The organism is Bradyrhizobium sp. (assembly GCF_049512235.1).
In the GTDB taxonomy this organism is placed as follows: domain Bacteria; phylum Pseudomonadota; class Alphaproteobacteria; order Rhizobiales; family Xanthobacteraceae; genus Bradyrhizobium.
Genome location: NZ_JBEKXH010000291.1, coordinates 1 through 15,130, shown reverse-complemented (window position 1 = coordinate 15,130; position 15,130 = coordinate 1). Strand labels below are relative to the sequence as shown.

Annotated in this window: 14 protein-coding genes and 2 pseudogenes; 14 read left to right on the top strand and 2 right to left on the bottom strand. The window is 64.8% G+C overall.

Annotated elements, in window-relative coordinates; translation table 11 throughout:
* Positions 1-598, bottom strand: a 598-nt coding sequence (locus ABSG20_RS23480) for a zinc-binding metallopeptidase family protein (protein ID WP_423866897.1), incomplete at its 3' end; no start/stop codon positions are given.
* A 577-nt stretch (positions 599-1,175) separates the two neighbouring features.
* Here ABSG20_RS23480 and ABSG20_RS23475 point away from each other — a divergent pair.
* On the top strand, positions 1,176-1,376 hold the full coding sequence (locus tag ABSG20_RS23475) for a hypothetical protein (RefSeq protein ID WP_423866896.1): 201 nt from the start codon (positions 1,176-1,178) through the stop codon (positions 1,374-1,376).
* Positions 1,366-1,530, top strand: a complete 165-nt coding sequence (locus tag ABSG20_RS23470) for a hypothetical protein (protein WP_423866895.1) — start codon at positions 1,366-1,368, stop codon at positions 1,528-1,530. The genes ABSG20_RS23475 and ABSG20_RS23470 overlap by 11 nt, the downstream gene beginning before the upstream one ends.
* Before the next feature lie 498 nt (positions 1,531-2,028).
* Here the strand turns inward: ABSG20_RS23470 and ABSG20_RS23465 are convergent, their stop codons facing one another.
* The gene (locus ABSG20_RS23465) at positions 2,029-3,030 is read right to left on the bottom strand and encodes an adenosine kinase (protein ID WP_423866894.1); all 1,002 of its coding nucleotides are present in this window, start codon (positions 3,028-3,030) and stop codon (positions 2,029-2,031) included.
* Positions 3,031-3,608: 578 nt separating this feature from the next.
* On the opposite strand from ABSG20_RS23465, the gene murJ reads away from it, so the two are divergent.
* From murJ to ABSG20_RS23405, 12 genes and pseudogenes are all read left to right on the top strand, one after another.
* On the top strand, positions 3,609-5,183 hold the full coding sequence (murJ, locus tag ABSG20_RS23460; RefSeq protein ID WP_423866893.1) for a murein biosynthesis integral membrane protein MurJ: 1,575 nt from the start codon (positions 3,609-3,611) through the stop codon (positions 5,181-5,183).
* A 48-nt stretch (positions 5,184-5,231) separates the two neighbouring features.
* Entirely contained in the window at positions 5,232-6,284 is a 1,053-nt protein-coding gene (trpS, locus tag ABSG20_RS23455; protein WP_423866892.1) for a tryptophan--tRNA ligase, read from the top strand.
* Positions 6,285-6,366: 82 nt separating this feature from the next.
* A pseudogene (locus tag ABSG20_RS23450) lies at positions 6,367-6,847 on the top strand (universal stress protein).
* Between the two features lie 466 nt (positions 6,848-7,313).
* The gene (locus tag ABSG20_RS23445; RefSeq protein WP_423866891.1) at positions 7,314-7,883 is read left to right on the top strand and encodes a NifU family protein; all 570 of its coding nucleotides are present in this window, start codon (positions 7,314-7,316) and stop codon (positions 7,881-7,883) included.
* Between the two features lie 251 nt (positions 7,884-8,134).
* Positions 8,135-8,836 carry a tRNA (adenosine(37)-N6)-threonylcarbamoyltransferase complex dimerization subunit type 1 TsaB gene (gene tsaB / locus ABSG20_RS23440; RefSeq protein WP_423866898.1) on the top strand — a complete coding sequence of 234 codons (702 nt, stop codon included), beginning with the start codon at positions 8,135-8,137 and terminating at the stop codon, positions 8,834-8,836.
* Positions 8,833-9,318: a ribosomal protein S18-alanine N-acetyltransferase gene (rimI, locus tag ABSG20_RS23435; protein ID WP_423866890.1), complete on the top strand. Its 486-nt coding sequence runs from the start codon at positions 8,833-8,835 to the stop codon at positions 9,316-9,318. The genes tsaB and rimI overlap by 4 nt, the downstream gene beginning before the upstream one ends.
* Before the next feature lie 104 nt (positions 9,319-9,422).
* A complete protein-coding gene (locus ABSG20_RS23430) occupies positions 9,423-9,872 on the top strand; it encodes a Fur family transcriptional regulator (RefSeq protein WP_423866889.1) in 450 nt (149 codons plus the stop codon).
* Positions 9,873-10,181: 309 nt separating this feature from the next.
* The gene (gene miaB, locus ABSG20_RS23425) at positions 10,182-11,630 is read left to right on the top strand and encodes a tRNA (N6-isopentenyl adenosine(37)-C2)-methylthiotransferase MiaB (protein ID WP_423866888.1); all 1,449 of its coding nucleotides are present in this window, start codon (positions 10,182-10,184) and stop codon (positions 11,628-11,630) included.
* A gap of 4 nt (positions 11,631-11,634) precedes the next feature.
* The gene (locus tag ABSG20_RS23420; RefSeq protein WP_423866887.1) at positions 11,635-12,690 is read left to right on the top strand and encodes a PhoH family protein; all 1,056 of its coding nucleotides are present in this window, start codon (positions 11,635-11,637) and stop codon (positions 12,688-12,690) included.
* A gap of 65 nt (positions 12,691-12,755) precedes the next feature.
* Complete coding sequence (gene ybeY, locus ABSG20_RS23415) at positions 12,756-13,259, top strand: rRNA maturation RNase YbeY (protein WP_423866886.1); 504 nt, start codon at positions 12,756-12,758, stop codon at positions 13,257-13,259.
* A gap of 1 nt (position 13,260) precedes the next feature.
* Positions 13,261-14,379: a hemolysin family protein gene (locus tag ABSG20_RS23410; RefSeq protein WP_423866885.1), complete on the top strand. Its 1,119-nt coding sequence runs from the start codon at positions 13,261-13,263 to the stop codon at positions 14,377-14,379.
* Positions 14,376-15,130 (top strand): annotated as a pseudogene (locus ABSG20_RS23405) (apolipoprotein N-acyltransferase); the annotation flags it as partial. The gene ABSG20_RS23410 and the pseudogene ABSG20_RS23405, both read left to right, overlap by 4 nt.

Here is a 15,130-nt window from a genome sequence, read left to right as displayed (position 1 = left end):
ATCGCAACAGATAACCGACGGCACCGCGCTTGGCGGCCTCGGAGGGACCGTAACGCCGGATCGGGTTGGCGGCGCCGTAGCCGCTGCCGTCCTGCGCCCGCACCATGCGCTGGGTCACGACGGCGATTTTGCCGTTGAGCGACCCCGGAGCAGCCGCAAGCAGATCGTCGTAGGTCCGAAACAGCGAAATCTCGGCCTCGATGCCGCCGGCATCGGTTGCGACCGAGCCGCCCAAGGCGGTCACAGCCAGATGCTGCGGCACCGGACCTTCGATGTCAGCGCTTTCGGCGCCGCGGATCCAGGCGGAGATGCTGAATGGCTCGGAGTGCACGTTCTCGAAGCCCGCGGCTTTCAGCCTGCCCTCAGCCCATGCGACCGCCCGCCGATGGGCGTCAGTGCCGGCCAGACGCGGCCCGATCTCGGTCGTCAGCGCTGCCACGAAATCGAAGGCGGCGGGATCGTCGAGCGCTCGCTGTCCGAGGTGTGATGCGGTGACGGCCACCGATTCCGAAGCCAGCGCGCAGGTTCCTCTCGTCGTTGCTCCGACGCCGGCCGCCAGCGCAACCGCCGCGCCGAGAATGCGCAAGATCCTACCCATCCAAATTGCTCCTTGGCCAAATTCATGAATGCGTATAGTCCCCCTCACCCGGAGCACATCAGCGATGCGATCCGACCCCGGGTCAAGCCCTGGGCAGGCTCCCAGGTCAAGCCCGGGCAAGCTCTCTCCCCGCAAGCGAGGCGTGGTAAGGAAAGCGCGCTACACCACCAGCCCGTTCTGCTGCGCCAGTGCGTAGGATGGGTAGAGCGAGAGCAATACCCATCAATTACAGTCTGAGAACATCATGATGGGTTTCGCGAAGGGCTCAACCCATCCTACGAGTGCCTGCTTGGGTGCTCTTGCGGGGCGCGTTGTAGCAAAGGCGTAGCGCTACACCGGCAACCCGTTTTGCTGCGACAGTTCCTTCAGCGACACCTGCGGCCACGCGCCGATGTGCTGGATGACTTCAGCCGCGAGGTTAAACTTTTCGGACTCAGATGTCTCATGATCATTGGCACGGAGGGTTCAGCAAGTAGCCCGCATGAGCGCTTGCGATATGCGGGGGGCCGCCGTAAATTCGACGATCCCGGATGTCGCTTCGCTCATCCGGGCTACGTTCGCCAAGGAGGGAGCTATCTTGCCCGCCCATACCCAAGCCCTGATCGAGAAGATCGAGGCGCTGCCCGCCGAGCGGATCGCCGAGGTCGAGGATTTCGTCGATTTCATCTGGCTGCGTGAGCAGGAGCGCGCGCTCACTCGTTCCGCCTCGGACGCGAGCGCACCGGCCTTCGCCGCGATCTGGAACAACCCGGACGACGACGCCTACGATGCCCTTTGAGTTCGGCGACGTCATCCTGGTGCCGTTCCCGTTCACCAGCCAGGCCGCCTCGAAGAAGCGGCCCGCCGCCGTCGTCAGCAACCGAGCGTACAACACCGGGGTTACGGTGACGCTGCATATAATTATTCCAGGTCGTCATGATCCGCCGGTATGAGCCGCCAAGATGGCGGGTTGCGGCTTCGCCTCCGCCCGCACTGAGAGGTAAGAAGGGCGAATCGCCTACACCGGCAGACCGTTTTGCTGAGCCAGCAAGTAGCCCGCATGAGCGCATGCGATATGCGGGGGCTGCCGTAAATGCGAAGATCCCGGACTTTACGGCGACATTGTTGGCCGAGATTCCGCCGGAAATCCATTGCGTGCCGATGCCGGATTCCGCGCTGGCGATCTCATAACTTTTGGCCCGTTCACCCTGAAAGACATTCCGGTCATGTTCGACTTTGTTTCTGATCCGCCTTGCGTTGGGCCTCCGCGATAGCGCTTAGGATGGGTAGAGCGAGAGCGACACCCATCAATTGCAGTTTGAGAACAATATGATGGGTTTCGCGAAGAGCTCAACCCATCCTACGAGTGCTAATCCGCCCTACGATCTATGCGTCAATCCGCCCGCGTCGTAGCAGTCGTATCCGCGCTGCTCCCCTGACCCGGAAAGCGCCTACACCGGCAGCCCGTTCTGCTGCGCCAGTTGCTTCAGCGACGTCTGCGGCCTTGCCCCGATGTGCTGGATGACCTCAGCCGCCGCCAGCGCACCCAACCGACCGGCGATTTCGTGGCCGGTGCCGCGCACCAGACCGAACAGAAATCCGGCGGCGAACAGGTCGCCGGCGCCTGTGGTGTCCACCATCTCCCGAATTGGAAAGGCCGGCACCATGGCGATGCCGTCTTTGGAAGCCACCACGCAGCCTTTGGCGCTGCGGGTGACGACGCCGAGCTTCACGTCGGCGCGCAGCTGCGTCAGCGCGGTATCGAAATCCGAGGTCTGGTACAGCGAATGCAGTTCGGCCTCGTTGGCGAACACCAGATCGACGGTGCCGCCGCGCATCAGGTCGAGGAACTCGCCGCGATAGCGGTCCACGCAAAAGGAATCCGACAGCGTCAGCGCGACCTGGCGACCGGCGTTATGGGCGATGGTCGAGGCTTTGACAAAGGCATCCTTGGCGTTCTTCGGGTCCCAGAGATAGCCTTCGAGATAGACGATGCTTGAGGCTGCGATCTCGGTCGGGTCGATATCGCCTGGCGTCAGCTCCTGCGCCGCGCCGAGATAGGTGTTCATGGTGCGCTCGCCGTCCGGCGTCACCAGGATGTAGGAGCAGCCGGTGGCGGGGCCGTCCTTGGCCGGCCTGGTCTGGAACGCGACGCCGGCGGCGCGGATGTCGTGGGTGTAGAGACGTCCGATCTGGTCGTCCCTGATCTTGCCGACATAGGCGGTGCGGGCGCCGAAACTGGCCAGGCCGACGATGGTGTTGGCCGCCGAGCCGCCGGACATTTCCGTGGCCGGGCCCATGTCCTGATAAATTGCAGCCGCGCGGGCCTCGTCGATCAGGGCCATGCCGCCTTTGGTCATGCCGTGCGCGCCCAGAAAACCTTCGTCGGTCTTAACCAAGACGTCGAAAATCGCGTTGCCGATCCCGAGAACGTCGTATTTCGCTGAAGTCATTCAATTAGGTCCTGTTGCAGCAATCGCGGTGGGCGGATAATCCGGTCCAAGTCGGTTTGATCCGAGGGTGGTGCGGCCTATCACGATCAACACAGCGCCAGCAAGCGATGCCATCCCAGACGATCGATGAAACCAATCGGTTCAGAACCCCCGGACCTCATCCTGAGTTTCCCATCGGCGTGGCCGACCCGCTGCCCATGAAACCCGGTTTCGAATGAAAAGCCTGGTTAGAAATAGGGCTGATAGGGTGCATATCTTGGGTCGTCATTGCGAGCCAATCGCGCGCGCGAACGCGCGCTCGATTGAGCGAAGCAATCCATCGCCGCCACAGAAAGAAAAGCTGGATTGCTTCGTCGCAAGAGCTCCTCGCAATGACGGTTGGAACCTCCTCATCCCAGGTCTGGTATCAGGAGCCCGGCAGAGCGCAGCGAAGCCGGGCGTCACGAAGGATGGCGCTTTTACGGCCGTCGCCTGCAGCCACCTTCGAGACGCATCGCTTACGCGATGCTCCCACGGGATCAGGTCGGTGGAGGATGCCGATATGATTCGAACTTCAAAAACACGGTACTAGAGGTTTCATGATCCGCTCCTTCCTCACCGTGTCGACGGGAACGCTGGCCTCGCGGCTGCTCGGGTTCGCGCGCGATGCGATGATCGCGGCGCTGCTCGGCACCGGCGCGGTCGCCGATGCATTCCTGGTGGCCTTCCAGCTGGTCAACGTCGTCAGGCGGCTGTTGACCGAGGGTGCGCTCAATGCCGCGCTGGTGCCGGCCTGGCTGCGGGTGCGCGAGGCAGAGGGCAGCGAGGCGGCCACAGCTTTCGCGGGGCGCGTGCTCGGCACCGTCAGCGCGGCCCTGATCGGCACGACGTTGTTGATCGGCCTGTCGATGCCGTTTGTGATCGCGGTGCTGGCGCCGGGGTTTTCCGGACAGCCGACGCTGCGACTGGCCGTCGACGACGCCCGCCTGATGCTGCCTTATCTCGCTTTCGCAGGTCCGGTCACGGTCTTGATGGCGCTGATGAATGCGCAAGGCCGCTTTGCGCTGCCGGCGTTCTCGCCGCTGTTGTTCAACATCGCGCTGATCGCGGTGATGGCCGCGCTGTTCGGCTGGCGCCTTGAGGCGAACGCTGCCGCGCCGGCGATTGCGGCGAGTGTCGGTATTTCCGGCCTGCTGCAATTGTCGGTTCTGCTGCTGCGCCGCGGCACAGGCCACGTCGCGACGCCGCTGCGCGTATCCTTCGACGGCGAGATGCGCGGCTTTTTCGGTAAGGCCATTCCGGGCATGATCGCGAGTTCAGGGCCGCAAACGCTGGTCGTCGCCGGCGCCATCATCGCATCGTCCGAGCCCTCGGCGGTGTCGTGGCTGTATTTCGCCAACCGGCTGATCGAGCTGCCGCTCGGCATCGTCGGCGTCGCCATGGGCACCGTCATGGTGCCGGCACTGGCGCGCGCCTTGCGCGGCGGCGATCGCAACGCCGTCACCGAGGCCGAGTCGCGCGGCCTCGAACTCGCGGTCGGTCTGGCATTGCCGGCGATGCTGGGATTGATCGTGCTGCGCGAGCCCATTGTGCGGATGCTGTTCCAGCACGGCCTGTTCAGCGCGTCCGATACCGGTTCCACGGCGCAGGCGCTGATCTGGCTGGCGCTCGGCCTGCCCGCGCATGTGCTGGTCAAGTCGCTGTCGCCGGCCTTCTTCGCCCGCGATGATACCGCAACGCCGCTTCTGGCAACCTTGAAGGGATTGGCGGTCGCGATCGTGCTGGCGCTGGTGCTCGGCCGGCTGTTCGGCGCCGGTGGTATCGCCGCCAGCATCGCCGCGGGCGCCTGGAGCAGCGCGCTGTCGTTGATCCGGCGCGGCGCTGCGACCTTCGGGTTCTCGATCGATGACGCGGCGCGACGGCGGCTGCCGCGCATCGTCGCGGCGGCCATCGGCATGGGCGCACTGTTGTGGCTCAAGGCGAGTTTCGTGCTGCCGCTGGCCGCGAACGCGCCTGGTATCGCGCAAGCAGCGCTGCTGTTGGTGCTGATCGCCGGTGCCATGATGATTTACGGCCTGCTTCTGCTTCTGCTCGGCGTGATCGGCTGGACCGCCGCGTGGCGCGCCATCCGCCCCAGGGTAATACCTAAGCCGGCCTCCGACTTGCGCGAGTGATGCGCGCGTGGCATGGGACGGCGCGAACCAGTCGCGCGGGAATGAACAATGGCATTTGTTGAACGGGTTTTTTCAGGCGTCCAGCCGACGGGCAATCTGCACCTCGGCAATTACCTCGGCGCCATCGTCAACTTCGTCAAGCTGCAGCAGAGCCACAACTGCCTGTATTGCGTGGTCGACATGCACGCGCTGACGCAGCCGGTCGAGGTGTGGGGCGGTCCGGCCGAGCTTGCGCGCAACACCCGCGAGGTCACCGCGGCCTTCATTGCCTCAGGTATCGACCCGAACAAGCACATCGTGTTCAACCAGAGCCAGGTGTCCGGGCACGCGGAGCTGGCCTGGATCTTCAATTGCGTGGCGCGGGTCGGCTGGCTCAACCGCATGACCCAGTTCAAGGAAAAGGCCGGCAAGGACCGCGAGGCCGCCTCGGTCGGTCTCTACGACTATCCGGTGCTGATGGCGGCCGACATCCTGCTCTATCGCGCCACCCATGTTCCGGTCGGCGAGGACCAGAAGCAGCACCTCGAACTGTCCCGCGATATCGCCCAGAAGTTCAACAACGATTTCGGCGACTCGATCCGCGGTCACGGCTTCGATGACGGATTGTTTTTTCCGCAGCCCGAGCCGCTGATCACCGGGCCTGCGACGCGGGTGATGTCGCTGCGCGACGGCACCAAGAAAATGTCGAAATCGGATGCGTCGGACAATTCGCGCATCAATCTCACCGACGATGCCGACACCATCGCGCAGAAGATCCGCAAGGCGAAGACCGATCCGGAGCCGCTGCCGTCGGAGGAAAAGGGCCTCGATGCGCGCCCCGAAGCCGACAATCTGGTCGGGATCTACGCCGCGCTGTCGGGCCGCAGCAAGGCCAGTGTGCTCGGCGAATTCGGCGGCGGGCAATTTTCCAATTTCAAGAACGCGCTGGTGGAGCTCTGCGTCGCGAAGCTTTCGCCGATCGCCTCCGAGATGAAGCGGCTGGTCGCCGATCCCGGCCATGTCGATGCGATCCTGGTCGACGGCGCCGACCGTGCCCGCGCCATCGCCGCCGACACCATGAAGGCGCTCAAGGATGTCGTCGGCTTCGTCCGCAAGCGCTGATGCCTTGGGACATTCGCCGCTTGTCTGACACGGCCGCGCCGTGGCAGCATGCAGGCCTGCCTGGCGCAGCATCGGGACATGCATGACCACCCAGCGACGCAGCTACCAGACGGGTCACAAGCCAAAATGTCTGGTCATTGTCGACGAGAGCGCCGAATGGGATCGCGCGGTCTATTACGCCAGCCGCTGGGCCATCCGCGGCGGCGGCGGCGTGGTGATGCTGCGCATCATCGAGACCGACGACCAGAACCAGCAGTGGCTCGGGGTCGCCGACATCATGCGCGCCGAAGCCCATGAGGAAGCCAACGCCGCGCTCGATCGCGCGGCCGGCCGCGCCAATGGCATCGCCGCGATCACCCCGGAACGCGTGATCCGCGAGGGCGACCCCACCCAAGAGATCCTCGACGTCATCGACAAGGATGTCGATATCGCCATGCTGGTGCTGGCCGCCAACCCGGGGGCGGAAGGCCCCGGCCCGATCATTACCTTGATGGCGGACGTGGCCGGCTCGTTCCCGATCCCCCGGCGATTTGAGCGACGCGGACATCGACGCCTTGTCGTAGGGCAGACCTCAAATTAACCGCGTCCGATTTCGCAGGCAGTCCGTCCATGGGTCGGCGGCGCCGGTGCGAACTCAGCATGAGGTCACAAGCTCCCACCACGCGCGATGCGCGTGGGGGGAGGGGACATACGCGCTAGCTAGCTTAAGAACTCGTGTCCCGGACGCCGGCCGCGTAGACGGTGGGCTCCCTCTCCCCCCAAGCGAAAGCGTAGCTTTCGCGGGGGCGGGAGAGGGTTGGGTGAGGGGGGGCGCCGCATCGGGACCGCCCGAGTGGTCCCCTCACCCCACCCTCTCCCGCGCTAAAGAAGCGGGGAGAGGGAGTGAGAGAGTTGGGGCCACCTGACTGGCGCGCTTAAGCTGGCGCATATGGGGGGAGGGGAGCCGTCCACCTTGATCGTGCGTTCGCCGTCGCCATCTGTTAAGGAAGCTCACACGCCGGCCTTGAACCGGCGATGCCGGAGAAAGCCATGTTCATCCAGACCGAAGCCACCCCCAATCCCTCGACCCTGAAATTCATTCCCGGCCGCATTGTGCTCGATAGCGGCACGATGGAATTTACCAGCCGCGAGGCCGCGGCGCGCTCGCCGCTCGCCGAGACATTGTTGGGCGTGCCCGGCATCACCAGCGTGTTTTACGGCTCCGATTTCGTCACCGTGACCAAGGACGGCCCCGACTGGCAGCATCTCAAGCCGGCGATCCTCGGCGCCATCATGGAGCACTACATGTCCGGCGCGCCGCTGTTGGCCGACGGCAGCGCCGCAAGCGACGAGGCCGCCGATGCGGACGCCGAGTTCTTCCGCGAAGAGGACGCCGAGACGGTTGCCACCATCAAGGAGCTGATCGAAACCAGGGTACGGCCGGCGGTCGCCGCCGACGGTGGCGACATCACCTTCCGCGGCTTCAAGGACGGCATCGTCTACCTCAACATGAAGGGCGCCTGCTCGGGCTGCCCGTCATCCACCGCGACGCTGCAGCACGGCATCCAGAACCTGCTCAAGCATTTTGTGCCCGACGTCGTCGAAGTCCGGCCGATGTGAGCGGCGACCGTAGGGTGGGCAAAGCGCAAGCGTGCCCACCACACAGAGAGCACCATTGTCATGGTGGGCACGGCGCGAAGGGCGCCTTTGCCCACCCTACGAAGTTATCCAGGATGAAGTCCGGCCGATGGATGTGGGGAGTTGCGACGAGTGAGTAGCGAATTCCGAGTGGCGTTGAACAGCTGGGCTGAAACAGCTGCCGCTCCGGAGATTATATGCGCTACTCGCTATTCGCTATTCGCTCCTTCTCCATGCTGATCCTCGCGATCGATACAGCGCTGGACGCCTGCGCCGCCGGCATACTCGACACCTCCGCCGGCAAGCTGATTGCGCAGGAATCGCTGGCCATGAAGCGCGGCCACGCCGAAGCCCTGATGCCGCTGATCGCCCGGGTCATGAAGCAGTCCGGCATCGGCTTCGCGTCGCTCGACCGTATCGCGGTGACCACCGGCCCCGGCAGCTTTACCGGATTGCGGGTCGGCCTCTCTGCCGCGCGCGGCATTGCGCTGGCCGCCGACAGGCCGGCCGTCGGGCTGACGACGCTGACGGCCTACGCCGCCCCGGTGGTCAGCCAGAACAACGCAGCCCCGGTCATTTCGGCGATCGATGCGCGGCATGACCAGGTGTATTTTCAGGTGATCCGCGGCGACGGTAGCGCGCTGATCCGGCCGCGGATCGCGCCGATCGCCGAGGCGCTCGACGCCTCGCGCTTCGGGGCGCCGCATCTGGTCGGCAATGCCGCCGGAATTCTTGCCGACCGCTGGCCGGCTCTCGCACCGCCGCCGGTCAGGGTCGATGCGCAACCGGCGCCGGATATCGCCTGGGTGGCCTGGGTCGGAGCCGCGGTCAGCCCGGAGATGGCGCCGGCCCGCCCCTATTATCTGCGCGCGCCCGATGCCAAACTCCCCGCAGATCCGCTTCCAAAGGCCTCGCTGCCAACCCCCGCGTCATGATGAGCTGGCTCTCCGAACTGTGGAGCGGCGGCGCCGCCGTGATCGAACCGGCGACGCTGCGCGACGCGCCTGTTCTTGCCGAAATTCACGGCGAATCCTTTCATCGCGGCTGGGGCGAAGGCGAATTCGAGGCCATGCTGACCGAACGCAACACGCTCGTTCACCGCCTCAGGGTCGGACGAAAAACGGTGGGCTTCGCGGTGTCGCGCCTGGCGGCGGACGAGGCCGAGATACTTTCGATCGCGGTTGCCGCATCCCATCGCGGGCGCGGCCTCTCGCGCACCCTGCTGCTGACCCATCTCGGCCATCTCGCGGGCCGCGGCGTGCGGACCGTATTCCTCGAAGTCGAGGAAAACAACCAGCCGGCGCGGCGGCTCTACGACCGGGCCGGATTTGCCGTGGCTGGACGCCGCGAGCGCTATTATCGGCAACCGAACGGGGAACAATTGAGCGCGGTTCTGATGCGCCGCGACTTGTCGTAATGCCCGCGCGGTGGCACAACAGCAAGTCATTGAACGGCGCATGATCCTGTCGCCAAACCGCTCTCGCTGTGGCGGCTGATGCGCTGTTGCCCAGGGCAAAGACCATGACCGCATTGAAATCCGCGTCCGCGCTCAAGGCCACCGGCATCGAGGCGCGCTGCGCCGCCACCGGCATGCGCATGACCGAGCAGCGCCGCGTCATCGCGCGCGTGCTGGCGGAAGCGGCCGACCATCCCGACGTCGAGGAACTTTATCGCCGCTGCGTTGCGGTCGACGACAAGATCTCGATTTCGACGGTGTACCGGACCGTCAAGCTGTTCGAGGACGCCGGCATCATCGAACGACACGACTTTCGCGAGGGCCGCGCCCGCTATGAACAGATGCGTGACAGCCATCACGATCATCTGATCAATCTGCGTGACGGCAAGGTGATCGAATTCACCTCCGAGGAGATCGAAAAGCTGCAGGCCGAAATCGCCCGCAAGCTCGGCTACAAACTGGTCGACCACCGGCTCGAACTGTATTGCGTGCCGCTCGAGGACGACAAGTCCTGAGCGCGTGCAGGCCTCGAACTCAAACGTCGCTCTCGTCATTTTTGATCGCGCCGGGGCCAGCATGACGTTCGACGACATGCGGCATTGTCGAATTTGATCCGGCAGCTTTTGTCATTCCGGGGCGCGCACAGCGCGAACCTCAGATGTGCAATCGCACATCGGGGAATCTCGAGATTCCGGGTTCGCTCACTTCGTTCACGCCCCGGAATGACGGCCTTTTTCCGCGCTCACGCTGGATTTCCTGCCCGTTAGCGTATAATTGAGCCCGGTGGCGCACCGGCGCCGTCTCACGACCAGCACTCGGGTTCCATGAAGCCGCCGCGCAAGCTGCATATCAAGTCCTATGGTTGCCAGATGAATGTCTACGATGCGCAGCGCATGGTGGATACGCTGGCGGGGGAAGGCTACATCGAGACCAAAGGCGTCGACGATGCGGACCTCGTGATCCTCAACACCTGCCATATCCGCGAAAAGGCTTCCGAGAAGGTGTACTCCGAACTGGGACGGCTGCGCGCGGTCAAGGACGACGCCGCCCGCAACGGACGCCAGATCTCAATCGCGGTGGCTGGCTGCGTGGCGCAGGCCGAAGGCCAGGAGATCATCCGCCGCGCCCCGATTGTCGATGTCGTGGTCGGGCCGCAAAGCTATCACCATCTGCCGCAACTGCTCGAGCATGCGCGGCGCCATGGCCGGGCGCTTGAGACCGAATTTCCGGTGCACGACAAGTTCTCCTTCCTGGCGCCGCCGCAGCCCGATGTGATCCGCGCCCGCGGCATCTCGTCCTTTGTCACCGTGCAGGAAGGCTGCGATAAATTCTGCACCTTCTGCGTGGTGCCTTATACGCGCGGCGCCGAGATTTCGCGCCCGGTGGCCCGGATCGTCGACGACGTCCGCAGGCTCGCCGACCATGGCGTTTGCGAAATCACCTTGATCGGGCAGAACGTCAACGCCTATCACGGCGACGGACCGGACGGGCGGACGTGGTCGCTCGGCAGCTTGCTGCATCGCCTTGCCGACATAGCCGGCATCATCCGCTTGCGCTACTCGACCAGCCATCCCCTCGATGTCGACGACAGCTTGATCGCCGCGCATCGCGATCTGCCGGCGCTGATGCCTTTCGTGCACCTCCCGGTGCAGTCCGGTTCCGACCGCATTCTCGCTGCAATGAACCGCAAACATACCGCCGATGATTACCGCGGGGTCATCGACCGGTTTCGTGCTGTCCGCCAAGATATTGCATTTTCATCGGATTTTATCGTGGGTTTCCCCGGCGAGACGGAGGAAGATTTCCAGGCCACCCTCGCGCTTGTCGCGCAAATCGGATACGCTGGCGCCTACTCGTTCAAATATTCGCCGCGGCCGGGGACGCCGGCGGCGGAGATAAGGGAGACGGTGTCAGCGGCAGATATGGACGAACGATTGGTGCGGCTCCAGCAATTGATCGACAGCCAGCAATCGGCCTTCAACCAGGCTGCGATTGGCACCACTGTCGATGTGCTGTTCGAGCGCGCGGCCCGCAATCCCGGCCAGATCGTCGGGCGCACCGCCTATCTGCAGCCGGCGCATGTGATGGCGTCGCCCGACATTATCGGACAGGTATTGCCGGTAAGGGTCGACAGCCTCGAGCGCTACAGCCTGCTCGGCGAACTCGTGCAACCGGCTGAAGCGCGGCGGCTGCAGCCCGCATTTGCGAAGACCACGCCTTCCCAGACGACACGTTCTCAAATCATCCCCTCTCACATCACGACGGGAAGCTGAAGCCTTGCCAAAAAGTGCATCGGATTCGCCTTCGCTTGCTCCCAGCCGCAAACTTGACCGCGACATGCAGATCCCGCCCGAGACGCAAGTCGTCATCGACTTCGATGATAACCGGGGCGCCTCGGCGCTGGTCGGACCCTATGGACAGAACCTGGCCCTGATCGAACGCCGGCTCGGCGTCGTGGTCGATTCGCGCGGCAACCACATCACCATCGCCGGATCGCGCGACGGCTGCGACGCCGCGCGGCGCGTGCTCGAGACCCTGTATGCGCAGGCGGCCCAGGGCCACGATCTGGCGCAGGGCGACGTCGAAGGCGCGATCCGCGCCGTCATCGCGCAGGGCTCGCTGTTCGAATTCGATGCCAAGACCGTCAAATCGTCATTCGAAACCATCAACCTGCGCAAGCGCCCGGTGCGGGCGCGCACCGCCGCGCAGGACTCCTACATCCGGGCGCTGAAGCGCCACGAAATGGTGTTCGGCATCGGCCCGGCCGGCACCGGCAAGACCTGGCTCGCGGTCGCCCATGCCGCGCAGCTGTTCGAGCGCAAGGAGGTCGACCGCATCATCCTGTCGCGGCCCGCGGTCGAGGCCGGCGAACGGCTGGGCTTCCTGCCCGGCGATCTGCGCGAGAAAGTCGATCCCTATCTGCGGCCGATCTACGACGCGCTGTACGACCTGATGGATTCGCGGATCGTCGAGCGCGCGCTGCAAGCCGGCGAGATCGAGATCGCGCCGCTGGCGTTCATGCGCGGCCGCACCTTGACCAATGCCGCCATCATTCTGGACGAGGCGCAAAACACCACCTCGATGCAGATGAAGATGTTCCTGACCCGGCTTGGCGAAAACAGCCGCATGATCATCACCGGCGATCCCTCGCAGGTCGATCTGCCGAACGGCCAGACCTCGGGTCTCGCCGAGGCCGCCAAACTGCTCGACGGCGTCGAGGGCATCGCCCAGGTGAAATTTACGGCCGAAGATGTGATCCGCCATGAACTGGTGGCGCGGATCGTGGCGGCTTATGAAGGATTGCCGCAGCGGCCGTCAACCAGCAAGCCTTGATGGGCGGATCTGCTGCCGCACGTGCGCCGGAGGCAATCCCCGGCCGCCAAAGAGATGCCGGACCGATGCCGCATTTTGTCCTTCCTGTTTCCGAGGTTCTCGTCGTCGCCGATGGCTGGCAGGCCGAGCCCGACGCCGAAGCCGTGATCCATCGCGCCATTGCCACCGCGGCCGAGATCGTCGAAGCGGACCTCGGCGAAGCCGAACTCGCGATCATGCTGACCGACGATGCCGGGATGCGCACGCTCAACAGCAACTGGCGCGGCATCGACAAGCCGACCAACGTGCTGTCGTTTCCGGCCTTGCCGCCGACCGGTCCGCGCGGTGGAGACAACGCGCCGCGCATGCTCGGCGACATCGCGATATCCTATGAAACGACGCGAAACGAGGCCGATGACGAACAAAAGCCGTTCGATCATCACCTCAGCCACCTGGCGGTGCACGGCTTCCTGCATCTGATCGGTTACGATCACGAAAAAGATGACGACGCCGAGGCCATGGAAGCGCTGGAACAGGAGATTCTGGCGCAACTCGGCATTCCCGATCCCTACGCGGAGCGGATGGACTGAGATGGCGGACTCCGAACCGACCCATGACAATCCGCGCAATACGCGCAACCTGCCGGCGGTGGTGCCGCCCGCCGAAGTGCTGCGTCCGGTCGGCGAGAACTGGCTGACGCGCGCGATCCGCACCCTGTTCGGATGGAAGCCGGGATCGGTCCGCGACGACCTGCAGGTCGTGCTCGATGCAAGCACGCCGGACGAGGTGGGATTTTCGGCCATCGAGCGCACCATGCTGCGCAACATTCTCGGCCTGCACGAACGGCGCATCGCCGATGTCATGATCCATCGCGCCGACATCATCGCCGTCAAGCGCGACATTCCGCTCGGCGAATTGATGAGCCTGTTCGAGAGTGCGGCGCATTCACGGCTCGTGGTCTACAACGAAACCCTCGACGATCCCGAGGGCATCGTTCACATCCGCGATCTCCTGGCGTTCATGACGGCAAGAGCGCGGGTTGCCGACACCGGCAAGGCCAAGAGCAAACGCAAGCCGTTGCCCGCCGGCCTCGATCTGCGCGCGGTCGATCTCGCGCTGCCGCTCGCGGACGCCAATATCATCCGCAAACTGCTGTTCGTGCCGCCGTCGATGCGCGCCATCGATCTGTTGGCGCAGATGCAGGCCTCGCGTATCCATTTGGCGCTGGTGGTGGACGAATATGGCGGCACCGACGGCCTGGTTTCGATCGAGGACATCGTCGAACAGATCGTCGGCGAGATCGACGACGAGCACGACAGCGACGAGCCACCGGCGATCGTGCGGCAGGCGGATAATTCCTTCATCGCCGACGCCCGCGCCAGCCTCGACGACGTCCGCTCGGTGATCGGCGAGGATTTCGTCACCGGCGAGGCCGGCGAAGAAGTCGAGACGCTTGGCGGCTATCTCGTGACCCATGTCGGCCGCCTGCCGGTGCGCGGCGAGGTCATTTCAGGTCCCGGCAATTTCGAAATCGAAGTGCTGGATGCCGATCCGAGACGGGTCAAGCGCCTGCGCATCGCCACCCGCAAGGAGCGCCCCGCCGCCCGCGCGCGCGAGGGCCGCCGTCGCGAGGCAAGCTCGGAGCCAGGTCCCCCGCAGGCCAACGACAATGTCAGCCCGCCGCCCGGCGACGGAGCCGGCTCGCAGTGATCCCAGCGAACAATTTCCGTGCCGCCGCCCTTGCGATCATCCTGGCGTGGGGATGGAAACGCGCCGCCATCGCGCTCGCCGCCGGCGCGCTGTCGGTGCTGGCGATGGCGCCGTTCAATGCCTGGCCGGTGCTGTTCCTGACGTTTCCGGTCGCGGTCTGGCTGATCGATGGCGCCGGCGCCGGGCGCCTGGGCGGCATCCCGGCAGCGGCGATGGCCGGCTGGTGGTTTGGCCTCGGCTATTTCGTGCCGGGGCTGTACTGGATCGGCTACGCGTTCCTGGTCGATGCATCCACCTTCGCATGGTTGCTGCCGTTCGCGATATTGGGCCTGCCGGCCTATCTGGCGCTGTTCACCGCCTTGGGCTTTGCGCTGGCGCGTCTGATCTGGACCCGGGACGCTTCGCGGGTGATCGCCCTTGCGGCAAGTCTGACACTGGGCGAATGGCTGCGCGGCCATGTGCTCACGGGCTTTCCATGGAACACGTTCGGCTACGCCCTGACCGAGCCGCTGGCGCTGGCGCAGACGGCGTCGCTGATCGGCCTGTGGGGCCTGACATTTCTGGCGGTGGCGATCTTCGCAAGCCCGGCGGTGCTGATCGATGGACGTTCGCGCGGACGCAAGCCGTGGATCGCGCCTGTCATCGCGGTGTCGTTGCTCATCGCGATGGGAATTTTCGGCGCCGTTCGCCTGAGCCTGCATCCGACCACGATGGTTGCAAACGTCAAGCTGCGAATCATGCAGCCCAATCT